The following is a 22,734-nucleotide window of genomic DNA, read 5'->3' on the forward strand; positions in this document are numbered from 1 at the left end:
CATCTCTTTAAATTAATCGCAGAAATGGCATTTGATTAATCTCACGCAGGTTGTGGATGACCTGTAGCACCAGTGATTCCTGAGAAAAGTTCTATATAAAATGGTAGATAGCACCAATTAATCCAAAATTTTCAAAGTGTTATTTAATTAAAAATGAGCCTCTTGTTTATAGATCGAAGGCGCTTGTCCGGTCCAGCGTTTAAAGGCACGTCGGAATTCACGTAATTCGCTAAAACCCAGTTGCAGACTAATTTCACTCATCGACAGGTTCTGTTCAATAAGTTGCTTGGCCTTGCGTTCCAGTACATTTTGCCGGATTTGTTGAAAACTCAGACCTTCTAATAATAATTGCCGTCTTAAATGCCGTTCGCTGATCCTTAAATGTTCAGCAGCCTGTTGCATCTCAAAACGTTCAGGTAAATGCTGTTCAATCAAATGATCAAGTAAATGCACATAGCCAACTTGATTGAGCTGGTCGATTTCTTTTAGGGCTTGTTCGCAGATCTGGATGGCAGTTGCATAGTTAGCGGGGCTGTAATTTTTTAAGCTGCGTTGCAATAGGCGGTGACTAAAACGCATGATATTTTTATCACGGTTAAACTGGATGGGGCAGCCAAAGAGATCGTGATATTGTTGCTGATCGTCGCTTGGGAAATAGCTGAGCTCAAGACTGATGACGTCATTATGATCACCTAGCATTGCATTTAAACAGGTAATGATGCTGCTAAATAATTCATCATAGAAAAAGGCTTTGAGTTCATTGCAGGGATAAGGTTCAGTGACTTCCAGCTCACACAGATCAGCATGGATGGAAAAGTTGATATTCAAGACGCTACCAGAAATCCGATGGTAGCGCAGCGCAATGTCCAAAGCATCTGCCACGGTTTTACAGGACTGCATGGCAAAGCCCAGAATCCCCATCGAAATCAGACCTTCACTGCTGCCAAGTTTTAAACCGAGGTCGGGTTGCTGATAGGCTGCAATGGCTTGACGAACCACATCACAGAGTTGGCTAAAACGAACCACACCTTGGGTTTGCTGTATTTGTGCAATGTCTAAATCTGAATCTTGAAACCATGCGGCATAATCCCACTGCTGTTGCTCTGCATAATGGATCAGGCTCGCCAGAATGGTGGGTGGAATAAATTGCTGCTGTTTATTTTTATCGCTGCTGCGTATAGGCATAAGTCCGTTTAGCCCCCCAAAGAAAAGTGTCTTTAACCCTGTTGGGTATCGCATAATTTTGATTAACTTTCAACATGCTTCAAGACAGTTAAAAAAGAATTGAAAAGGAAGTCGTGATGTATCAGGTGGGTTGGGATAAACAACAAATCAAAATTGTACCGAAAGGCTATGCTATGTTCGGTTATGGGCAATGGTCACATCGGGCCTATGAGCAGCGCACAGCTTTATTTGCACGTAGCGTGAGCATCGTCGATCAGCAACATAACCGACTGTTGATCTGCTGTCTGGACGTAGGCTGTATTACCCATGCCATACGTAGCCAAACTGTAGCGCAACTTACACAAATTCTAGATTCGCAATTTGATGAAAATCAACTGGTTCTCATGGCCACCCATACCCACTCAGGACCTGGCGGTTGTGGCTATGAAGCCTTGTATAATATGCCGACCCCTGGTTTTGTACCTGAACATTTAACTGCCATTGTTGAGGCAATTGTACAGAGTATTCAAAATGCGATTGTGTCTGAACAAGACACCGAGATTTTTTTAGCGACTCAGCATTTTCCTGAACAGACACCTGTGGCATGGAATCGTTCAATCAAAGCCTATAATCGTAATCCAGAAGTTCAGTCACGTACCGAAGCTGAAACGCATTTAGCCTTGAATCGTGAAATGCAGCTGATGGGTTTCTATCGGGAAAAAAAATTACAGTCCTTTATTTCCTTATTCGGAGTACATGCAACCTGTTTGGGGAACTCCTTAAAAGCCTATGATGGCGATAATAAAGGTTATGCAGCCGCATTTTCCGAGCAGGCTTTAACTGAGCAAGGGATTCAAAATCCAGTGACGATTTTTGCTCATGCAACCGCAGGGGATGTATCGCCGCATTTCCATGGCAAAGACCAGCTCAAGATTCGCAAGAAGATTAAAGGCGAGCAGGAATATCAGTACGCGCAACAAAATGGTCGTTATCAAAGTGAACTGGCTCTGAATGGCTTACAGCAGAATATCCCTAAAAATTTGCAGAAAGTCGAAGGCAAGATCGATGCTGTCTTGTCCTATGTCGATCTGAGCAATATTGGAATTCCAAATGAGTTCGCAGAAGGTCAAAAGCATGCCAAGACCAGTCAGCCGTGTCACGGTACCGCATTTTTTGCAGGCACACCTGTCGATGGTTTAGGCGCACCCAAACCCTTAATTATGGGGATGCAATTTTTAGCCAATCAATTTCGCAAACAGAAAACCAGACATTCGAATGCAGCTGATTTTGTAGCGTATCAGCAACTGTATGCCTCTCAAGGGCCAAAACAGATTGTACTGGAAGCAGGTGCCAAAAAGATTTTAGGCCAACCGATTGGTTTTCCACCCGGTATTCTTGATCCGTTGATAGCAGAAATGAATCGACAAGTGAAAGCTGGAGCGATTCAGCAGAGTCCTTTAGTTCCAAGTGTGGTTCCCTTACAGATTGTGCGATTAGGTCAATTGGCTTTGATTTGTTGTCCAGGAGAATTTACCACCATCGCAGGACAGCGTGTCATTGATACGGTTAAACAGACACTTGCCGTACAGGCTTCAATTGAAAGGGTTTGGTTAGTATCCTACTGCAATGATTATATGGGTTATGTCACCACCTATGAAGAATATCAAGCACAAGCCTATGAAGGTGGACATACTTTATTCGGGCAATGGACGTTAGCAGCCTGTCAGAGCAAATTTAAAGAATTAGCAGAACAATTATTATTAGAAAAAACCAAACGTCATTACGATGCAATGACACGACCACAGCCGATTCCAGAAAATGAACTCGCAAAACGCACCAATCATGGCAATGTAACAACGGCCGTTAGCCAAAGAGAGGCAATATGAGTGATTTAACACAAGGTATTTGGTCAAACTGGTCTGGCTTTCAAAAAGCCAAACCACAACAGATTTTACACCCTGCCAATATTCAAGAACTACAGGCTATGGTTAAAGCGCAGCAAAAAATACGGGTGGTGGGTGCAGGGCATTCCTTTACGCCGTTGGTGTGTACTGATGCAACCTTATTGTCTTTGGATCATATTGCAGGTATTGCATCGACGGATCATGAGCGATGCCAGAGCAATATTTATGCAGGCACACGCTTATATGATCTAGACCAACATTTACAGCAGCAATCGATTAATCAGGCCTTGATAAATCAGGGCGATATTGATCAGCAAAGTCTAGCAGGGGCTGTCTCTACAGGCACACATGGGACAGGAGCAGATTTACATTGTATTTCAGCCTATGTTGACGCTTTTGAGTTGTTGACAGCATCAGGTGAGATTCTAAAATGCAGTCGCACAGAGAATCCTGAAATCTTTGCTGCAGGACGAGTTTCTTTGGGTAGCTTGGGTATCTTGACCCAGATCACCATGCAGAATCGTCCTCGCTATAAACTCAAAGAGCATATTCAACTGTGTCCGGTAGAAGACATGATGCAGCATATTCAGCAATGGAAGCAGCAGCACCGACATATTGAGTGTTTTGTGTTTTCCCATGAAAAGCAGTTGATGCTGAAAACCTTGGATGAGACCGATGAAGCGGTTTTGCCGCGAAAGGAAAATTTCCCGTCCGATGATACGCTGTTGACCCTTTGTTCCGAGTTGACCAGAAGCTTTCCTGCACTGAATCCTTATTTACAGAAGCTATTAGGTATTTTCGTTAAACCGACCATCTACGTGGATTGGTCGAGCAAGATATTTCCAACGCCGCGTAATACCAAGTTCAATGAAATGGAGTATCAGATTCCTGTTGATCGTGGAATTGAGTGTTTGGATGAAGTATTGCATGCCTTAAGGGCCAATAAGGTTGCGACCTTTTTTCCGCTCGAATTTCGCTTTGTGAAGGGGGATGATATTTGGCTCAGTCCTTTTTATCAGCAGGATTCGATTTCGATCTCGGTGCATCAATATCACAAACAAGACCCGAAGTTGATTTTTGAGGTGGTTGAGCCGATCTTGCAGAAATATCTGGGACGTCCGCATTGGGGGAAAATGCATACCCTGACAGCGGCTCAATTACGGACTTTATATCCAAAGTGGGATGATTTTATGGCTTTGCGTCAGCAGCTTGACCCAGAAGCCAAGTTTTTAAATCCCTATCTGGAAAAGCTGTTTTTAGGTTAGTTCTAACTTGGGTTGGACTTAAATGTTTATTTAATCTATTGAAAAATAATTAACTTTACGGAGTCTTACCGAGTTTTTATCTATTTTAGGATAAGCCTGCGGCTCGCCTTACTTTGGTTTCGCCCAAAGTAAGCAAAGGCATTGTCATCTACAAAACCTGTTTTCTACTTGCATCTATTTGGTTTTATCGCAGATACATTATCTTTTTTATACCATGCAGGTTGTAGATGACTTTTTCGCGTATCAAATTACATGTAAATTTTCTTTGATTGAAAAAGGTATAGCTATGTTGGATCATTATTTTAAACAACTCAATCTGGACCTGAAAAAACTGGAGATTGCGACTCCGCAACTGATTGTCGATGAAGCCGCGTTAAAACAAAATATCCAGCATGTTCAGATTCGCCTTGCTCACGCCAAACATTTAAAAGCACGATTGGTAGTGAAATCCTTAGCTAGTCTGGATTTACTCAAATTATTATCTGAACAGATCAACACCCAGCGCTTTATGGTATTTCATCAACCGCATATTATTTCAATATTAGAAAATTTTGCCGAAGCCGATATTTTGTTGGGCAAACCGATGCCAGCTCAAGCAGTACGCCATTTTTTTGAACGACATGCAGCATGGTCGGATGCCAATATTCAGTGGCTGGTTGATACCCAGCAACGTGTGCAGCAATATCTTGAGATTGCCCAGACCTATTCGCGCTGTCTAAAGCTGAATATCGAGATTGATGTCGGTTTACATCGTGGCGGGGTACAGTCGACACAACAGCTGATCGAAATATTAAAGCTGATTGAGCGAAATCCACAGTATTTAAAACTTTCTGGCTTGATGGGCTATGATGCGCATGTCACCAAAATCCCTGCCATTATTAAAAAACCTGAACTGGCGTATCACAGCTCCCAACAGACTTATGCCCATTATCAACAGCTGATTCAAAAACAGTTCCCAACCTTGTGGAATGAGGCATTGTGTTTTAATGGCGGGGGCAGTCCAACCTTTAGCTTTCATACCACTGAAAGTGTCTGCAATGACCTGTCTTTTGGTTCAATGCTATTAAAACCGAGTGATTTTGATAGTGAATTTTTACAGGCCTTACAACCTGCATTATGGATCGCTGCACCTGTGCTCAAAGTATTACCATTTACCCAGCTTCCTTCGATGTCTTTACTGGATAAATTACCGCATAAATGTAAGGCACTGTTTATTTATGGTGGCTACTGGCTGGCTGATTATGTTTATCCTAGCCAAGCGCATACTCATGTCTTGTATGGACGCAGCAGTAATCAAGAATTGGTCAATGTACCGAAGAATTGTGATATTCAGGTGGATGATTTTGTATTTTTAAGACCTACACAAAGTGAAGCGATTATTCCTCAATTTTCCGAGTTAAAACTGTATCGCACACATACTTTTGAGACATGGCAAACTTTTAGTGAGTAACCGGGCTTTGCTCATCAATATCCGCGCTAAAAGCTTGCCGTGTATTTTGGACTTTAAAACAAATCGCTTAAATGACAGCTTTTTGCTTCGGTCTGGTTTTCAATAGAATCGACCAATAGAATATTGATATCTTTTTCACTTTTATACGCCGCAATCACTTCTGCATAAATCGGCTGTTTTAATTTGGTGGCATTGGCGAGAAAACCTGCTACTGCCTTTTCCTGAGACCAGTCTGCATCTTTCAATACATATTCATTCTGCGCAATATCGCATCGCGTTAAAATGGCCTTGTTATCCTGAATAGTTAAGGTACCAATAAAAATATCCATGCTTTCTTCAGGATCAGGCGAATTGGCAAAAGTTGTGAAAGGCAAAACTAAGCCAGATATAAATATTGAAAAGACAAGAGACAGTTTTTTCATTGGATTTTTCCTGAAGATGACATTCATTATTAAAATAATACTTTGAGATTTTAATCTCATCCGTTGATTGAATGCTATTAAATAACTAAGTAGGATCAGGACTTAAACTGGAGCTGCTCCTACTTGGCCTGATAATAATAAGTGACTAAAAGCGATAACCAATTTTTAAACCGTAGCCGATGGCACTGTTATCTTTAAAATCGGCCTGTTCAGCAACCGGTTTAATCCCTGCTACAGGAAGGTAATAGGTGCCATCTTCGGCAACTACATCGCCTAACCAGAAGTATTTAACGCCTGCGGCAATAAAGTAGTTTGGGGCTGGATTGAATTGAACACCTACACCCAAGCCCCAAGAGCCTTTGGTTGGGTTCAATGTGGATGCAGGGTTGCCTGTGCCAGAGTCCCAACTGACTTCTGTGGAGGCACTCCATTTTTCAGTAAATTGATGTCCAAGTCCGACATTGACCGTCCATTGATCTTTTTGGTAACTATCCAGATCAAAGCCACCGCTATAGGTGCCTTCGCTGATCAAGTCAGTCAGATATTCGGTTACTGCACCAAACTGGGTCGGGCGGATATGAAAATCTTTCCAGTTGACCCAACGTATATTGGTATAGAGCAGTGTGTCTTTATGCACTCCCGTCTGAAAATCAATATTCACGGATTGTGGCGTGCTAATTTTAGTCTTGCCCTGTGTGGTGACTTCTAAGGGCTCACCAAACATGGTCTCAGTCGCCTGCATATCATGGTCGATTTTAGAACGATAGGTTACTGCTGCTTTTAAAGCAATATTTGGAATCTGATAACTCAGCCCTGCCAGCCATCCAACGGCATGATCCTGTTTAAATTTTGCATCATAACCATTAAAGGCCTTGCTATAAGAATTACCTCGAAGTGCCACATCGCCTTTGACTGATTGATAAACAGCACCGCCATAGAGTTGAAAATTACGAAAAGGACTGACACCTAAAATCATGCTAATGCTTTCGCTATCGACATTGACCGATGTACCTTGCTGAGTAAATTCATTATCTGAAAAGGTATTATTGGATTGCATCGGATAAGTAATATCTGCACCAAAAGGTTGGTCATAGAGCAAGCCAAAGCTAATTCGGTCGGTCAGTTGCAACTTAAGCGCGGCACTATAATATTGAAAGCTATCGCCCATATTGCCTGAGTTCAGGTTTTGTGGATCGTTGACCAGTTCAGAGCGATTACGGATTTTTCCTGAAATATCAGGATCGACCGCTGTGGCGCCAACCTCGGCATAATTGCCATTTTCCAGAAAGGGTAAAATGGATTGGCCGGACTGATCCAGTGCGGCGGCATGATTGAGGGTACTGGCAAATAGGGCATAGATGCCAGTTAAAATTGGATTGCGTTTCATAATGATCATCCTTGGAAAACCGTGTCTTATTTTTAGCGCTGATATTTTTATTAACGGTCATTTTTTTCTATTCAGAGCAAATTGATTTCACTCAATATTTTCGATAGAAAAGCCATGTCCATGCCTGTAGTGAAGCATCTTTTCAAGGGATGGAATAGGGTTGTAAATGTTCAGGATGGGGGGATAAACGGTCAAAAAGATTTTTATTTTGATAAGAAAAAACCTTGTGATGGGGCACAAGGTTTTTAAGGGAATTGAGGGGTTATTGCTTGACGATGAGCACAGGAATATGTGACTCAGTAAGCACGGTACGCGCTACGCTACCGAGTAGTAAGCGTTTCACGCCGGTACGCCCATGTGAACCCATAATAATCAAATCTGCGCCCACTTCATCCGCGACAAAAATAATGCCTTCACTGGCAGAGCCATGATAAATTTTAGTTGTCACTTCGATCCCACCTCGTGAAAATGATTGAGCTATATCTTGAAGCTGAGTTTTTGCATGTGCTTCAGCCTGCATAAAATAATCCGTCACGGCTGGGGCAACCTGATAAAAATCTACACCCACAAAAGGATCAACTGCGATCACGCTGAGAATCGTAACTTTTGCCCCTGACAATTTTGCTAAAGAAAGTGCATGCTCAACTGCTGCATAAGAGATCGGAGAGTCATCGACTGGTACTAAAATATTCTGATAAGACATGTTTGCTCCTTATAGTTTATCGTTGTAAAAAATAAAAGTTATAATAAATTGATAGCATATTGAGGACATTGTAGCAAATTAGACCTTAATCAAAAGCAACTGATAAAACTGAAATAAATATGGAACTCTAAGAAATTCCTTAGCAAAATAGGAGCATAAGAAAATCACAGTATTTTTGTAATTGAGTTAAAAGTTTACTGTAGCTGGAATTATGAAATTTAACCCATTTTTTACACATGGAGTTTCTATGCTACTCAGTTTAGATGCCTATAAACAGCAAAAATTTAATCAAATTGCTACCAAAATAATGGCAGATCCAGAAACATATTTGGTTTTCGATTCCGTTTCAGACTTTTATAAAGCGATATGGCTAAAGGAGTTTCCGCAGGGCACGACTTGGTCTGCTACGGGTTTAGATGATGGTGCCGAGCAGTTTTATGCTGTGATTGAATATGGAGATCATTATTTATCTATCAGTTGTGCTAAAGATATATCAGTCAAATTAGGCATGCGAAAAAATCACAATAAAAATGACTAATCCGAGCAGTCACCCTTTTTTGCCACGTTAGTCTTTGAGATTTAAAGGAGAATGATATACTTCGCAAAGTGATGAGATCCTATAAAAACGAAACGGAAATTTAAAGATGGCACATCAATTTACGGTTAATGAAACAATTCACGGTGTTTCGATCGAAGACTTTTCAAGATTAGTCGCGGATACAGCATTGCATGAAGCAGTATGTAAACGTATTCCCGGTGAAAACTTAGAAATTATTGAATCTGCAATTAATGGCGATATTTACACGCTACGTCGTGAATATAACCTTGATGTAAATATTCCTGATGTTGCTAAAAAATTACTAAAAAATGCGTTTCGCCTAAAGCGTGCTGATATCACCCATTTGAAAAACTTAACTTCAACTGTTGAGTTGGGCGCTAATCTCCCTTTAGAAGCGAAAGGCGAGCGCAGCGTGACAGGCGATAGCGAAAAAGTGAATATTTCGTTAACTTGGAATGTAAAAGTTAAAGTGCCTTTGATTGGCGGAATGCTTGAAAAGCATGCTGAAGGTGAAATTCGTAAATTTAGCCAGCTTGAAATCGCAATCGTTGAAGATGAATTGAAGAAACAACTTTAATTTAACTTTTTTTAAAACTCTCCTTTATGGGGAGTTTTTTATTTTTGCGTGAAAATGATAGAAGCAATAGAAAATATCCAATACTATGTTAAGCACGATTTGATCAAAATAAGGTCATGGGTATGAGTGTGGTTTTGCCTGTAGCGCAACGTGGTGAAGAAATATTAGAACTTAAAGCAGCATTTGTTGCAGATGGGGAATTTAATAGTGAATGGCTATTGGAGTTGGCTTCAGCTATGCATGCGACTATGCTTGAACGGAATGGCGTGGGGATCGCAGCACCTCAAGTTTATATTTCTAAACGTGTGATTATTGTTGCATCTCGTCCAAATCCTCGTTATCCCGATGCACCTGAAATGGATGCGGTGGTGATGGTTAATCCTGAAATTTTAGAGTTTTCTCAACAGACTTGTTTGGGTGAGGAAGGCTGCTTGAGTGTTCCTGATCAGCGTGGAGTCGTAGAGCGCGCACAAACCATCAAAGTGCGTTATTACACCTTACAAGGTGAGGTGATTGAAACAACGTTTGAGGGTTTTCCTGCCCGCATTGTTCAACATGAAGTTGATCATTTAGATGGTGTGTTGTTTGTGGAAAGAGTTGCTTAATTATTGTTTCGTTGAAAAAAATTTAATTTATCGATTTAAATTGTTGAGGTGTTTTTCCTAAATGCCGTTTAAACATTGTACTAAAAGCACTAGGTTGGTTATAACCTAGTGATTCGGAAATTTGAGCAATAGATTCACCATTGGCAATTTTACTTAAGGCAAGTGCGATATGCATTTGCTGGATCCAAGCTCGATAAGACAGTCCAGTTTCTTTTTGGAACATACGCATTAATGTTCTTGAGCTGGTTCCGATTTCATCAGCCCAAGTGCTTAAATCTTTTAAATGATCGGGAGAGTGTAATAACGCTTGGCAAATACTTAATAGTCGTTTGTCTTTTGGCCAAGGAATCTGGATGGGAAGCAAATTGGCTTGATGAATTTCTTCAAAAATCAAAATTTGTAAGGCACGAGAAAGTTCAGGGGCGCTGGTAATATTTGGAAAACCTAAGCGCTCAATTTCATTTAAACGGATTAATAATTCATGCAGTAAATTACTGACCCGAATAATAAAGCACTGCTCACCCATGATCTGAGCAGCTTTCGCCTCAACCAGCGCAGTATTTAATTTAACGTAACTCAGCGAAATCACACTGTGCTCGACATTTGCCGGAATCCATAACGCACACATGGGCGGTACAATCCACACATGGTTGGGCGTAAAAACTTGAATGTTTCCTGTCGAAGCATACAAAAACTGAGCGCGTGTATGCGTATGAGTGGGGGTTATTTCTCGATAGGCATGCTCGGAAGAAAGCCCAATCACGAGTTCAGACCAATCAGACTGAATAAGAGAATCGGACATAATCTATCCTGAAAAATGTCACTTATACGATGATTATTGGAAGATAACTTTATAAACGACAATTTACAATAAGGATCTCATTTAAAAATATTGGAGTTTTTCAGGTATGACGTCTTCAATACAATTGAAAGATAGTATCGCCGATACTGTTACAAATGATCAGCCGCAAGGAATGATGATTAAAATTGTAGGCGCCGTAGCAGTTGCACATTTACTAAATGATTTAATTCAAGCTGTGTTACCCGCCATCTATCCAATGCTTAAAGCAAACTTTTCACTGAGTTTTGCCCAAGTCGGGTTAATCTCGTTTGTGTATCAGATTACTGGTTCGCTGCTTCAGCCTTGGATTGGACTTTATACCGATAAATATCCAAAACCTTATCTTTTACCATTGGGAATGGTGGTCACACTTGGTGGTATTTTACTATTGGCATTCTCACCAAGTTTTGCTGTATTACTTATTGCTTCTGCATTGATTGGAGTCGGTTCCTCAACCTTTCATCCTGAGGCTTCGCGTGTAGCTCGAATGGCATCGGGTGGCCGCTTTGGTACGGCTCAATCGACTTTCCAAGTGGGCGGAAATACGGGTACCGCTATTGGTCCATTATTAGCAGCTTTACTAATAGTTCCATTTGGGCAACATGCGGTTGCTTGGTTAATTATATTTGCGCTTTTAGCCATTTGGGTTTTATTTAGGGTCAGCCGCTGGACGATTGGGCATGCTAAAAATCCATTTGCTGTAAAATCTAATCAAGTACAGACTAAGTTGCATGGTCGACAGTTAATTATTGCATTGACCACCATCAGTGTATTGATGTTTGCTAAATTTACCTACATTGCGAGCATTAGTAATTACTTTACTTTTTATCTCATTCAGAAATTTCATATTAGTATCCAAACCGCACAATTGCATTTATTTGCCTTCTTGGCAGCCGTTGCTTTAGGTACTTTTGCGGGTGGTCCAATTGGTGACAAAATTGGCCGTAAAGCCGTTATCTGGGTTTCGTTTGTCGGCATGGCACCGTTTGCGTTAATGATGCCCTATGCAAATTTGTTTTGGACCACGATATTATCAATCATTACTGGTTTTGTTCTTTCATCCGCTTTTGCTGCAATGGTTGTGTATGCCCAAGAAGCAGTACCGGGTCGTGTGGGTATGATTTCAGGGGTTATGTTCGGTCTCATGTTTGGAGTAAGTGGAATTGCTGCGGCAGGATTAGGGCATTTAGCTGATATTAACGGTATCGAATGGGTATTTGGTCTATGTTCATTGTTACCATTACTTGGTTTTGCAACAGCATTATTACCAAACACAAAAGCTAAATAGTTCGTTTATTTCTAAATCTCTCAGTTCTAAGCATTGAGAGATTTTTTTATTTGAGATATTTTGAATGAGCTCAACTAAAAGTGAATTAGACTTTGTAAATTAAAATAATTTTCGACAAATTAATAATTTTAAAAAATGGTAAATTGATGCAACCCTATAACAAAAATTTAAAACAGCCATCTCGTGATTTACGGAACAATATGACAGATGCTGAGCAACTGCTATGGAACAGAATAAGACGTAAACAGATTTTAGGATTGCAGTTCTATAGACAGAAGCCAATTCTAAATTTTATTGTAGATTTTTATTGTCCCAAAGCAAATTTAGTTATTGAATGTGATGGTGGGCAGCACTATACAGAAAAGGGTTTGGAAGCAGATCTAAATAGAGATTATGCTTTGAATGAGCTTGGACTTCTGACACTGAGATTTAGTAATCATCAAATTTTGACAGAAATTGATGCTGTGGTAGAACAGATTTATTGTGTAGTTCGGCGAAGGTTAGAATCCCCCTAAATCCCCCTTTTTCAAAGGGGGACTTTACTGCGAATTGAATGTAGGTTTTAGATTCACGTACACCCTCCTTTTTTAAAGGAGGGCTGGGGAGGATTAATAAATATCAGATGAAATAGTTCTTGCTACAATATAGGAATTTATTTATGTTTTGTTGTTTTAATATGGGGGATATATGAGCATATCTTTGATTGCTAGTTTTATATTTAATGATTTTGCCTTTGGGGATGTTGTAGAGGCTATTATTGCTGCAATAATTATTGCAATACTATTTTTCTTAGTTAGAGAGAAAATTTTTGGTATACCTGATTTTTCAGGGAAGTGGTATTTAAAATCAAAAACAGAGACAACAGCTTATAATCCATATGAACAGATGGAATTACAACATAATTTATTTCTAAGATTAGAAGGTAATAACATTAGAGGTGCTTCTGAAAAAATTTATGAGAATTCAAGTTATGGAAAGAGAGCAACTCATAGTCGTCATATTATAAAATATAGTGGAAAACATCGAGCAAGAGCACAGATTGACGGCTCTATTCAAAAAAGAATATTTGGCTCAGATATTCTTACATTACATGCAACGGAGTATGGTGAAAGAAGACAGTCAACAATATATTGTCGATTTGAGCTGAAGAAAAAATTCCTAATTTTTAGTGATCATAAAGCAACTTTGTTTTGTGGTGAGTTTCACTCTATGGTTGCAGATCAAAAGGGAAGTGTTGAGCTAAGTAAAGAGCCATTTATGCAATCTATTCCTGAAATTAAGGGTAAATTACAGTGAGAATTATATATTTTTTTTGTACGATCCCTTTTTATTTGTGTGCTAAGTTTTTTTCAGTTATTTAATATTTTAAAGATCGAAGATGATTTTAAGAAATGTTTAAGTGATTTAGACAATAGTAATAAAAACTTGGACTATACAATTTTGGAGATACTGAGTTTAGCAGAAGACCATCGTGTTAAATTTCATTATGGGATAGATCATTATGCTATGGTAAGAGCTATATATTATACTCATATCAAAAATGAATTCCAAGGAGCAAGTACTATTGCCCAACAATATGTAAGAGTAATTTCAAATAGATATGAAAGGACATTAATAAGGAAGTTTAGAGAACAATTATTAGCTGTTCTTATAACAAGATGCTTTCATTGGGAGGAAATTGCCGCCGCATACATTAATACTGCTTTTTTAGGGTCTGGTATGTATGGGTATGATAGTTTTTTAAAACGAAAAAAAATACTTGAAGCAGATTTAAGTATGATAGATAAAGTTAGATTAGTCGCTAGATTGAAATATCCAGAACCGCTCCAAGATAAAATAAGATGGTCGTCTAAAATGAGAGTTAGAGTGGCAAATATTCAGTCTAAGATTGTAAAAATGTAAATTCCAACTTCATTTTCAAAGAAAAGAGCTGTCACGTAATTTATTAGGTACGCGCAAGTCCCCCTTTGCCAAAGGGGGATTTAGGGGGATTAAATCAACCAATCGAATCATCTAAATTCGGTGCTAACCAACGCTTCGCTTCATCCAGTGTCCAGCCTTTACGCTTTGCATAATCCTCAAGCTGATCTTGAGAAATCTTGCCCACGTTAAAGTATTCGCTTTCAGGATGCGAATAATAGAAACCACTGACAGAAGAAGGCGGCATCATCGCAAAGTGTTCAGTCAATTTCGTACCGATCTTTTCTTCCGAACCTAACCAGTCAAATAACACCGCTTTTTCAGAATGTTCAGGGCAAGCAGGGTAACCTGGTGCAGGACGAATCCCGACATACTTCTCTTTGATCAATTCTTCATTGCCCAAAGTTTCATCGGCTTTATAGCCCCAGAACTCTTTACGGATACGCTCATGCAAATGCTCGGCAAAGGCTTCGGCAAAACGGTCAGCCAACGACTGAACTAAGATTGCTGAATAATCATCACCTTTGGCTTTATATTCATTCGCCAATTCTTCAGCACCAAAGATCGACACTGTGAAACCACCGAGATAATCTTCAGGTTGTTCAGAAGGCTTAATATAATCCGCCAAAGACAAGTTTGGTTTACCAGTCACTTTGTCTGATTGCTGACGTACGTGCTCAAACGTGTGAGTGCGATTTTGACCTGATTCATCAAATACGCTGACGGTATCTGCACCAGTACGCTGAGCAGGGTATAAGCCAAACACAGCACGGGCATCGAAACGTTTATTTTCAATGATGTCTTTCAGCATCGCTTGCGCTTGATTATAAAGATCAGTCGCTGCTTCACCGACCACTTCATCTTCTAAAATTTTCGGGAATTTACCCGCTAAACTCCAAGAGATAAAGAATGGTGTCCAGTCAAAATATTCAACTAAGGTTTCAAGCGGATAGTTTTTAATAACTTGCGTACCCAAAGCATTTGGCTTTGGTGGGACGTAGTTATTATCAATTTTGAAACCATTTTCGACTGATTCTGCATAACTCAATTTTGCAGCTTTCGGTTGCTTATTCGCTAAGCGTTCACGAATCTTGGCATATTCAGCACGATGCTCTGCAATGAAGTTACCGCGCATTTCAGGAGAAAGAAGGGTGGTTGCCACACCCACTGCACGAGAAGCATCAGCGACATAAATTACAGCATCATTTGAATATTGAGGATCAATTTTAACTGCGGTGTGTGCTTTCGATGTGGTTGCACCGCCGATCAATAATGGAATGTTAAAACCTTTACGTTGCATTTCTTTGGCAACGAAGACCATTTCATCTAAAGATGGAGTGATCAAGCCTGACAAACCAATAATGTCACATTTCTCATCTATGGCCGTTTGCAGAATTTTTTCTGCAGGCACCATCACACCGAGGTCAACGATGTCATAGCCATTACAACCTAAGACAACACCCACAATATTTTTACCAATATCGTGTACGTCACCTTTTACCGTTGCCATCAGGACTTTACCTTTAGACTGTCCTTCTGACTTTTCAGCTTCAATGTATGGGTTTAACCATGCTACAGCTTGTTTCATGACGCGTGCAGATTTAACGACTTGAGGAAGGAACATTTTTCCTGAACCAAATAAGTCACCCACCACGTTCATGCCGTCCATCAGTGGACCTTCGATCACATCAAGCGGACGTTGTGATTTTAAGCGTGCTTCTTCAGTATCTTGATCGATATACGTGGTAATACCTTTAACTAAAGCGTATTCAAGACGTTTTTCGACAGACTCATTACGCCATTCAAGATTTTCAGCTTCTTTGGTAGCACCCGCTTGACCACGATATTTTTCAGCAACTTCTAGAAGCTTTTCAGTTGCAGCTTGACCTGTCTCGCCTTGGTTTTGGTTAAGTACAACATCTTCAACAGCATCTTTCAGCTCTTTATTGATATCGTCATAAATCGCCATCTGACCAGCGTTTACGATACCCATGGTCATGCCTTGTTTGATCGCATGATAAAGGAATACAGAGTGGATTGCTTCGCGTACAGGTTCGTTACCACGGAATGAGAAGGAAACGTTAGAAACACCACCTGAGATCATGGCATGTGGTAAGTTTTGTTTGATCCAACCTGTGGCTTCAATAAAGTCGACGGCATAGTTATTGTGTTCTTCGATCCCTGTGGCCACTGCAAACACGTTTGGATCGAAAATAATATCTTCCGCTGGATAGCCAACTTCATTGACTAAAATGTCATAAGAGCGTTTACAAATTTCACGCTTACGCTCTGAGGTATCTGCCTGACCAACTTCGTCAAAAGCCATGACAATAACTGCTGCACCGTACTGACGGCAGAGGCGAGCTTTTTCGACAAACTCGTCATAACCTTCTTTAAGCGAAATCGAGTTTACAACGGGTTTACCTTGAACACATTTTAGACCTGCTTCAATGATTTCCCATTTTGATGAGTCAATCATGATCGGCACACGAGAGATATCAGGTTCTGAAGCGACAAGGTTCAGGAAATGCACCATCGCACCTTGCGAATCGAGCATCCCTTCATCCATGTTGATATCAATGATCTGCGCACCAGCCTCAACCTGTTGCTGAGCGACTTCTAGAGCTTCCGCAAAATTTTCTTCACGGATTAGGCGAAGGAATTTTTTTGATCCTGTAACGTTAGTACGTTCACCTACGTTTACGAATAGTGAATCTTCATGGATATTAAATGGTTCCAAACCACTCAAGCGGCAAGCATGAACTGTCTCAGGAACTTGACGTGGTGGAATATCTTTAACAGCTTGGTAGATCGCACGGATATGATCTGGAGTTGTACCACAGCAACCACCAGTAATATTGATCAAACCACTCTCAGCAAATTCTTTAATAAAGGCTGCAGTTTGTTCTGGGGTTTCATCATATTCACCAAATGCATTCGGTAAACCAGCATTTGGATGCGCTGAAACAAAGGTGTCTGCAACGTCTGCAATGGTTTTAACGTGAGGACGCATTGCATCAGCGCCCAAGGCACAGTTAAAACCAATCGAAAGCAAATCGCCATGACGCACTGAGTTCCAGAACGCTTCAGCCGTTTGACCTGTTAATGTACGACCTGATGCATCTGTAATCGTACCTGAGATCATCAATGGAAGTTCATAACCAATTTGTTTGAAGACTTCTTTGACTGCAAAGATTGCCGCTTTACAGTTCAAGGTATCGAATACGGTTTCGATCAGCAGGATGTCTGCTCCACCTTCGATCAGGGCATGAGCAGCTTCAATATAGTTTTCTTTTAGTTCATCGAAAGTAATGTTACGGAATGCTGGGTCATTGACGTTTGGTGAGATCGAACATGTACGTGATGTAGGGCCGAGTACACCTGCCACGAATCGAGGTTTGTCAGGGGTTGAGTATTTATCGCATGCCGCTCTCGCAAGACGTGCTGCCTCACGGTTGATCTCTGGTACAAGATCTTCCATGTGGTAATCCGACATCGAAACACGTGTACCATTGAAGCTATTGGTTTCAATAATGTCTGCACCAGCATCCAAGTAAGCTTCATGAATGCCTTGGATAACCTGTGGCTGAGTCAGTACTAAAAGATCGTTATTACCTTTTAGATCAGAAGCCCAATCTGCGAAACGTTCACCACGATAATCTTCTTCTTCTAATTTATGGCGTTGAATCATGGTTCCCATTGCACCATCAATAATCAGGATGCGTTGGGCGAGAAGAGATTTTAGGGTGGCAAGCGTGGACATAAGGAACCCCAGTATATGGCAAATATAAAAAGCTGAGGCATTGTAACAGAAGCTTAGCCAAAGCGCGTATTTTCAGCAGTCAGCAGTGTTAATTCATTGGTTCATTTCTAAAATGTCATAAAACTTTCATTAAAGTGCAATAATTCCAAGTAATAATGCCTAAAAATAAAGCAAAATATGGGCAATATGACAAATTTAAGTCATATTTTTTGCGTTTGCTGCAAAATCATGCAATGCTTTTTGTTGCACATTATTGTGTTTTATTTTGTTGAAATATATAGGTTAATTTTTTTATTCGCACTGTTTTGATACAAAAATTTGGTGTAAAAGTGATGAAATGATGAAAATTTGAGTTCATGTGACAAAGCTTTGTCATATAATTGTCATAATTTAATTAAACAATATGGGGGATTTTTTTATCCTCCAGCCGTCTACATGAATTCAAATCTACCTCCTGCTTCGGATTCACCAGTTGCGACAGAATCGCAAGCTCAATCGACGAATGTACATGTACCAACACCGAAATTCTTTATGCCGGTGTTCTTAACAGTCATTGTTGCTACACTGATTTATATTGGTTTTCAGGTGAGTGCTGATTTAGCACATGTCCCGCCGTTAAGTTTGTATTCAGTTATTTTATTATCTACGGCATTGTTCATTGCCTTGGCGTTCGAATTTGTAAATGGTTTCCATGACACAGCCAATGCTGTGGCAACGGTTATTTATACCAACGCACTTCCTGCACCCGTTGCGGTTATGTGGGCAGGCTTCTGTAACTTTTTAGGAGTTATGGTGGCAAGTGGTGCGGTTGCTTACGGCATTATTGCATTATTGCCGGTCGAAATGATCATGAATGTCGGCAGTGGGGCAGGTTTCGCCATGGTTTTCGCGCTATTGATTGCAGCGATTTTATGGAACCTGGGTACTTGGTTTCTTGGCATTCCTGCATCGAGTTCGCATACCTTAATTGGTTCAATTTTAGGTGTGGGGATCATGAACCATTTGTTGAATGCATCAACTGGAGCAACCAGTGGCATTGACATGGATCAAGTGCTAAAAGTCGGTAAGGCGTTATTATTTTCTCCAATGATTGGTTTTGCTTTTGCAGCCGTTTTGTTCTTATTGGTGAAAAAAATCTTCAAACGTCAAATGGAGTTGTTCCAACCACCTGTTGGAAACAAGCCACCACCACCCCTTATTCGTGGCATCCTGATCTTTACTTGTACTGGTGTAAGTTTTGCACACGGTTCAAATGATGGTCAAAAGGGAATGGGGCTCATCATGTTAATCTTAATTGGTTTAGTTCCATTGGCTTATTCATTGAACAAAAGCTTAGATCAACAACACTTGCAATCTTTTGGGCAATTATCAGCACAAACTGTTCAAGTATTGAATGTTGGCCAGCAAGAATTTTCTGATGAAAAAGCCCGAGATGTCCTCACAAAATACATTCAAACTAAAGAGCAAACACCTGAAGTTTTACCTGCTTTGGCGAGCATGACGGGGCATTTAGGTGAAAAAGTTGCAGCTTATGGTGATCTCAAAGATATCCCAGAAGCTGGGGTTGCTGAGTTGCGTAATGATATGTACTTAAGCACCACGACATTTAAGCGTTTAGATAAAGAAGATGCTCTACCTGAGATGACCACAGAACAGCAAAAAGTGGTGAAAGACTATCGTAATAATATGGATTCATTCTTACAGTACATTCCAAACTGGGTAAAAGTTGCCGTGGCATTAGCACTTGGTCTTGGAACAATGGTGGGTTGGAAACGTATCGTAATTACGGTAGGTGAGCGTATTGGTAAAAACCACATGACTTATGGTCAAGGGATGTCTGCTGAACTGGTTGCGATGAGTACGATTGCTGCTGCTGATGGTTTTGGTATGCCAGTTTCGACAACACACGTTTTAAACAGTGCAGTTGCGGGTACGATGGTTGCTAATAAATCAGGTTTAAACTTTGCTACAGTTAGAACAATTCTTTCGGCATGGGTATTTACTTTACCTGCAACGATTGCATTGTCTGGCGGTTTGTATTGGTTGTTCTTGCAATTCGTTTCTTGATTCTAGCTGAACGAAAGATGATAAAAGCTTTGCTACGGCAAGGCTTTTTTATTGTTTCAAATAGAGGAATTTAGATATTTTAAGTGGTTTGATTCATACCTCACCTAGTTCGATTAAGCTTTAGGAAAAGTTATTAATGCAATAACTTATCCAATGCCATTTATTTTAACTGTAATACAGCAAATCAAACAGAAGGATAAATGACGATAATTGCTTGACCTTTTGCTGAGCGAGATAAAATAGAGTTGACGTGTGGTGAAGAGAACACCCACAAATAAAAAAGAGCTGTCGAAACAGCTCTTTTTTTATGTCTTGGTTACTGCGTTTTAAGCCTGTTGAATACCTGCAACAACCCAATCCTGCTGTGAACCAGCATCTTTAACAAAATGCCAAATCTCCGTAAATGGCTGCGGTAAACTGTTTAAATCTTCACTTACAGTACCTGTAAAGCGAACACTCACAATATATTGACCATTTTCGGTTGTTGTTTCTGCAATCATCGCATTGAGATTACTAAACTCAGCCACGTCTTGGTCTTGGTTCGCCATAATGTCTTGATACATTGAAGCATATAGGTCAGGAGTTAAATAACGGCGAATTTCCTGAATATTGCTTGCGGTGTTCATGGACTGAATATGGTTGAAGCGCTGACGTGCAACACGTAAAAAAGCTGCTGGTTCCGTACCATCTGGCAATTGATTACCACTACTCATGGTCGCACTACCAAATGGTGCTTGAGTCGGTGCGTTACCAAATGGAGATTGTGTTGCAGCTCCACCGCCAACTGCTTGACCAAAAATGTTGGTGTTGTCACCTGTTTGGCGAGCAGTTGGTTGCGAACTTTGGCGGCTAAACTGATTTGGGTTTGGACCACCATTGTTTGGAGCGTACGGGTTATTTGCTGCTAATTTTTTTTTTGCGCCTAATCTGCGGAACACAAAGAAGGCGACGGCTGCTGCAAGTAAGACCCATATCCAGCTAGGAAGCCCTTGTTTCTCTTCCTCCGCTGCGACCGCTTGCTGCTCGGTTTGTGCTGGGTCTTTATCATCTGCCATTGCATTTGCTGCTACTGCACCAAGTGCTGCACCAGCGACACCAGCAGCCACCACACCACCTACGCCAGGACCTGACTTTTGTGGCGCTGTAGCAGGCTGTTGTGCTGGTGTTGCTTGACGTGATTGCTGATAAGACTGATTATTTACTGGCTGAGATTGACTTGAACTAGAACGGCTCATGCCATGGCTTTTACCGCCACCTGCACGCTTTGCTTCCGCAAGGGGTGCAGCAACTAAAGTTGCCATTAATAAAGCTGCCATCAAGCCACGCTGGTGTACTTGCATCGAAAATTCCTATTCAATTCCAATTTGTAAGTGTATATATGCAGGTATTTGGGCAGAATTTCAATCAAAAAAGTATATTTTTTTATGTCAATTCATCACTCAATTGCATTGCTTCTGTTAGAGCCTCATGTAAACGTGCAACCGCAATCACTTGAATCCCGTCTATAGCTTTTTGAGGCGCATTGCCACGTGGTAAAATGGCATATTTAAAACCATGTTTTGCGGCTTCTCGGAGGCGTTCCTGACCATTTGGGACAGGGCGGATCTCACCTGATAAACCGACCTCACCAAATACAGCCAGCTGTTGAGGCAACGCTTTACCCCGTAGACTTGAAGCACAGGCCAGTAGAACAGCCAAATCTGAACCTGTTTCAGTAATTTTTAAACCGCCTACCACATTAACATATACATCTTGTCCTGCAGTTTGTACGCCGCCATGTCTATGCATCACTGCAAGTAACATATTTAGGCGGTTTTGTTCCAAACCAAGAGCAACACGACGGGGTTGAGTATGAGCATCGTCGACCAATGCTTGGACTTCAACGAGTAGGGGGCGAGTACCTTCACGGCTAATCATCACAATAGAGCCAGGAATTGCCTCATCATAGCGGCTTAAAAAGATGGCGGATGGATTTGCAACTTCTCTTAAACCTTTATCGGTCATTGCAAAGACGCCTAGTTCGTTCACTGCACCAAAACGGTTCTTTACCGCACGAATCATGCGATAACGTGAGTCAGTTTGCCCCTCAAAATACAAAACGCAGTCCACCATGTGTTCTAATACACGAGGTCCAGCGAGAGCACCTTCTTTAGTCACATGCCCTACGATAAACAAAGCAGTACCGCTATTTTTGGCAAAACGTGTGAGCAAAGCTGCAGATTCACGGATTTGTGAAACTCCACCTGGTGCTGATTGTAGCGTCTCGGTATATAAGGTTTGGATGGAATCTAAGATGGCAACAGCAGGGCGTTCTTGTGCCAAAACCTCACAAATACGTTCCACACAAGTTTCTGCCATTACTTTGAGTTGGTCAGTGGGTAAATCTAGACGCTGGGCTCGTAAAGCAACTTGAGAAAGAGATTCTTCGCCAGTGACATAAAGCGCGGAGCTGTTCTTACTGGCCATGTGGGTGGCTGTTTGCAGTAAAATCGTGGATTTCCCGATGCCAGGATCGCCCCCTATTAGTACCACTGAACCCGTTACCAGACCCCCTCCCAAAACACGATCAAACTCACTTACACCTGTCTCTAAACGCGTTTCATGGGACACAGAAACTTGATTAAGTGTTGTAATATTGGCAACTTGTCCTGCATAGCCCCCAATTTTAGATTGACCGCGATGAGTAACAGTAGGTTCGATACGTACTTCGACCAAACAGTTCCATTCACCGCATTCAGTACATTGCCCAGCCCATTTTGGATGATCAGCACCACATTGTTCACAACGGTAAACAGTTTTAATTTTTGCCATATTTAAAA

Annotated in this window: 20 protein-coding genes; 12 read left to right on the plus strand and 8 right to left on the minus strand. The window is 40.8% G+C overall.

The features are described from left to right. Positions 1–147: 147 nt before the first annotated feature. Entirely contained in the window at positions 148–1,239 is a 1,092-nt protein-coding gene (locus tag DK207_RS09240; RefSeq protein WP_109440921.1) for an AraC family transcriptional regulator, read from the minus strand. 62 nt (positions 1,240–1,301) lie between these two features. On the opposite strand from DK207_RS09240, the gene DK207_RS09245 reads away from it, so the two are divergent. From DK207_RS09245 to DK207_RS09255, 3 genes are all read left to right on the plus strand, one after another. Next, a complete protein-coding gene (locus DK207_RS09245; protein ID WP_109440922.1) occupies positions 1,302–3,050 on the plus strand; it encodes a neutral/alkaline non-lysosomal ceramidase N-terminal domain-containing protein in 1,749 nt (582 codons plus the stop codon). Beyond that, complete coding sequence (locus DK207_RS09250; RefSeq protein ID WP_109440923.1) at positions 3,047–4,333, plus strand: D-arabinono-1,4-lactone oxidase; 1,287 nt, start codon at positions 3,047–3,049, stop codon at positions 4,331–4,333. The genes DK207_RS09245 and DK207_RS09250 overlap by 4 nt, the downstream gene beginning before the upstream one ends. Before the next feature lie 286 nt (positions 4,334–4,619). Beyond that, a complete protein-coding gene (locus DK207_RS09255; protein WP_109440986.1) occupies positions 4,620–5,783 on the plus strand; it encodes an alanine racemase in 1,164 nt (387 codons plus the stop codon). Between the two features lie 53 nt (positions 5,784–5,836). Here the strand turns inward: DK207_RS09255 and DK207_RS09260 are convergent, their stop codons facing one another. Both DK207_RS09260 and DK207_RS09265 read right to left on the minus strand, forming a co-directional pair. After that, positions 5,837–6,205: a hypothetical protein gene (locus DK207_RS09260; protein WP_109440924.1), complete on the minus strand. Its 369-nt coding sequence runs from the start codon at positions 6,203–6,205 to the stop codon at positions 5,837–5,839. A gap of 145 nt (positions 6,206–6,350) precedes the next feature. Beyond that, entirely contained in the window at positions 6,351–7,592 is a 1,242-nt protein-coding gene (locus DK207_RS09265; protein WP_109440925.1) for an OmpP1/FadL family transporter, read from the minus strand. A gap of 114 nt (positions 7,593–7,706) precedes the next feature. On the opposite strand from DK207_RS09265, the gene DK207_RS16015 reads away from it, so the two are divergent. Further along, positions 7,707–7,841 carry a hypothetical protein gene (locus DK207_RS16015; protein ID WP_265735795.1) on the plus strand — a complete coding sequence of 45 codons (135 nt, stop codon included), beginning with the start codon at positions 7,707–7,709 and terminating at the stop codon, positions 7,839–7,841. A 13-nt stretch (positions 7,842–7,854) separates the two neighbouring features. On the opposite strand, the gene DK207_RS09270 is transcribed toward DK207_RS16015, so the two are convergent. Continuing rightward, complete coding sequence (locus tag DK207_RS09270) at positions 7,855–8,295, minus strand: universal stress protein (protein WP_109440926.1); 441 nt, start codon at positions 8,293–8,295, stop codon at positions 7,855–7,857. 247 nt (positions 8,296–8,542) lie between these two features. On the opposite strand from DK207_RS09270, the gene DK207_RS09275 reads away from it, so the two are divergent. From DK207_RS09275 to def, 3 genes are all read left to right on the plus strand, one after another. Further along, positions 8,543–8,833, plus strand: coding sequence for a hypothetical protein (locus DK207_RS09275; RefSeq protein WP_109440927.1), 291 nt, complete (start codon positions 8,543–8,545; stop codon positions 8,831–8,833). A 106-nt stretch (positions 8,834–8,939) separates the two neighbouring features. Then, a complete protein-coding gene (locus tag DK207_RS09280) occupies positions 8,940–9,431 on the plus strand; it encodes a DUF2505 family protein (RefSeq protein ID WP_109440928.1) in 492 nt (163 codons plus the stop codon). Positions 9,432–9,553: 122 nt separating this feature from the next. After that, positions 9,554–10,036: a peptide deformylase gene (gene def, locus DK207_RS09285; protein WP_109440987.1), complete on the plus strand. Its 483-nt coding sequence runs from the start codon at positions 9,554–9,556 to the stop codon at positions 10,034–10,036. A 22-nt stretch (positions 10,037–10,058) separates the two neighbouring features. On the opposite strand, the gene DK207_RS09290 is transcribed toward def, so the two are convergent. After that, positions 10,059–10,838: an AraC family transcriptional regulator gene (locus DK207_RS09290; protein WP_109440929.1), complete on the minus strand. Its 780-nt coding sequence runs from the start codon at positions 10,836–10,838 to the stop codon at positions 10,059–10,061. A 106-nt stretch (positions 10,839–10,944) separates the two neighbouring features. On the opposite strand from DK207_RS09290, the gene DK207_RS09295 reads away from it, so the two are divergent. From DK207_RS09295 to DK207_RS09310, 4 genes are all read left to right on the plus strand, one after another. Next, entirely contained in the window at positions 10,945–12,165 is a 1,221-nt protein-coding gene (locus tag DK207_RS09295; RefSeq protein ID WP_109440930.1) for an MFS transporter, read from the plus strand. 146 nt (positions 12,166–12,311) lie between these two features. Then, entirely contained in the window at positions 12,312–12,680 is a 369-nt protein-coding gene (locus DK207_RS09300) for an endonuclease domain-containing protein (RefSeq protein ID WP_109440931.1), read from the plus strand. Positions 12,681–12,852: 172 nt separating this feature from the next. Continuing rightward, entirely contained in the window at positions 12,853–13,461 is a 609-nt protein-coding gene (locus tag DK207_RS09305; protein ID WP_109440932.1) for a hypothetical protein, read from the plus strand. Between the two features lie 129 nt (positions 13,462–13,590). After that, positions 13,591–14,067 carry a transglycosylase domain-containing protein gene (locus tag DK207_RS09310; RefSeq protein ID WP_162540216.1) on the plus strand — a complete coding sequence of 159 codons (477 nt, stop codon included), beginning with the start codon at positions 13,591–13,593 and terminating at the stop codon, positions 14,065–14,067. 94 nt (positions 14,068–14,161) lie between these two features. On the opposite strand, the gene metH is transcribed toward DK207_RS09310, so the two are convergent. After that, complete coding sequence (gene metH, locus DK207_RS09315) at positions 14,162–17,848, minus strand: methionine synthase (protein WP_109440934.1); 3,687 nt, start codon at positions 17,846–17,848, stop codon at positions 14,162–14,164. Between the two features lie 435 nt (positions 17,849–18,283). On the opposite strand from metH, the gene DK207_RS09325 reads away from it, so the two are divergent. Further along, on the plus strand, positions 18,284–19,915 hold the full coding sequence (locus DK207_RS09325) for an inorganic phosphate transporter (RefSeq protein WP_109440935.1): 1,632 nt from the start codon (positions 18,284–18,286) through the stop codon (positions 19,913–19,915). A 326-nt stretch (positions 19,916–20,241) separates the two neighbouring features. Here DK207_RS09325 and DK207_RS09330 read toward each other — a convergent pair whose 3' ends face one another. Continuing rightward, positions 20,242–21,255, minus strand: a complete 1,014-nt coding sequence (locus tag DK207_RS09330) for a Tim44 domain-containing protein (protein ID WP_109440936.1) — start codon at positions 21,253–21,255, stop codon at positions 20,242–20,244. Between the two features lie 82 nt (positions 21,256–21,337). Next, the gene (radA, locus tag DK207_RS09335) at positions 21,338–22,726 is read right to left on the minus strand and encodes a DNA repair protein RadA (protein ID WP_109440937.1); all 1,389 of its coding nucleotides are present in this window, start codon (positions 22,724–22,726) and stop codon (positions 21,338–21,340) included. Positions 22,727–22,734 lie beyond the last annotated feature (8 nt).

The organism is Acinetobacter haemolyticus (genome assembly GCF_900406815.1).
GTDB lineage: Bacteria > Pseudomonadota > Gammaproteobacteria > Pseudomonadales > Moraxellaceae > Acinetobacter > Acinetobacter haemolyticus_A.

Excerpts from the sequence above, each read along its gene's own strand:
- DK207_RS09240 (WP_109440921.1), bottom strand. The coding sequence starts at position 1,239 with ATGCGATACCCAACAGGGTTAAAGACACTTTTCTTTGGGGGGCTAAAC.
- DK207_RS09245 (WP_109440922.1), top strand. The coding sequence starts at position 1,302 with ATGTATCAGGTGGGTTGGGATAAACAACAAATCAAAATTGTACCGAAA.
- DK207_RS09250 (WP_109440923.1), top strand. The coding sequence starts at position 3,047 with ATGAGTGATTTAACACAAGGTATTTGGTCAAACTGGTCTGGCTTTCAA.
- DK207_RS09255 (WP_109440986.1), top strand. The coding sequence starts at position 4,620 with ATGTTGGATCATTATTTTAAACAACTCAATCTGGACCTGAAAAAACTG.
- DK207_RS09260 (WP_109440924.1), bottom strand. The coding sequence starts at position 6,205 with ATGAAAAAACTGTCTCTTGTCTTTTCAATATTTATATCTGGCTTAGTT.
- DK207_RS09265 (WP_109440925.1), bottom strand. The coding sequence starts at position 7,592 with ATGAAACGCAATCCAATTTTAACTGGCATCTATGCCCTATTTGCCAGT.
- DK207_RS16015 (WP_265735795.1), top strand. The coding sequence starts at position 7,707 with ATGTCCATGCCTGTAGTGAAGCATCTTTTCAAGGGATGGAATAGGGTT.
- DK207_RS09270 (WP_109440926.1), bottom strand. The coding sequence starts at position 8,295 with ATGTCTTATCAGAATATTTTAGTACCAGTCGATGACTCTCCGATCTCT.
- DK207_RS09275 (WP_109440927.1), top strand. The coding sequence starts at position 8,543 with ATGCTACTCAGTTTAGATGCCTATAAACAGCAAAAATTTAATCAAATT.
- DK207_RS09280 (WP_109440928.1), top strand. The coding sequence starts at position 8,940 with ATGGCACATCAATTTACGGTTAATGAAACAATTCACGGTGTTTCGATC.
- def (WP_109440987.1), top strand. The coding sequence starts at position 9,554 with ATGAGTGTGGTTTTGCCTGTAGCGCAACGTGGTGAAGAAATATTAGAA.
- DK207_RS09290 (WP_109440929.1), bottom strand. The coding sequence starts at position 10,838 with ATGTCCGATTCTCTTATTCAGTCTGATTGGTCTGAACTCGTGATTGGG.
- DK207_RS09295 (WP_109440930.1), top strand. The coding sequence starts at position 10,945 with ATGACGTCTTCAATACAATTGAAAGATAGTATCGCCGATACTGTTACA.
- DK207_RS09300 (WP_109440931.1), top strand. The coding sequence starts at position 12,312 with ATGCAACCCTATAACAAAAATTTAAAACAGCCATCTCGTGATTTACGG.
- DK207_RS09305 (WP_109440932.1), top strand. The coding sequence starts at position 12,853 with ATGAGCATATCTTTGATTGCTAGTTTTATATTTAATGATTTTGCCTTT.
- metH (WP_109440934.1), bottom strand. The coding sequence starts at position 17,848 with ATGTCCACGCTTGCCACCCTAAAATCTCTTCTCGCCCAACGCATCCTG.
- DK207_RS09325 (WP_109440935.1), top strand. The coding sequence starts at position 18,284 with ATGAATTCAAATCTACCTCCTGCTTCGGATTCACCAGTTGCGACAGAA.
- DK207_RS09330 (WP_109440936.1), bottom strand. The coding sequence starts at position 21,255 with ATGCAAGTACACCAGCGTGGCTTGATGGCAGCTTTATTAATGGCAACT.
- radA (WP_109440937.1), bottom strand. The coding sequence starts at position 22,726 with ATGGCAAAAATTAAAACTGTTTACCGTTGTGAACAATGTGGTGCTGAT.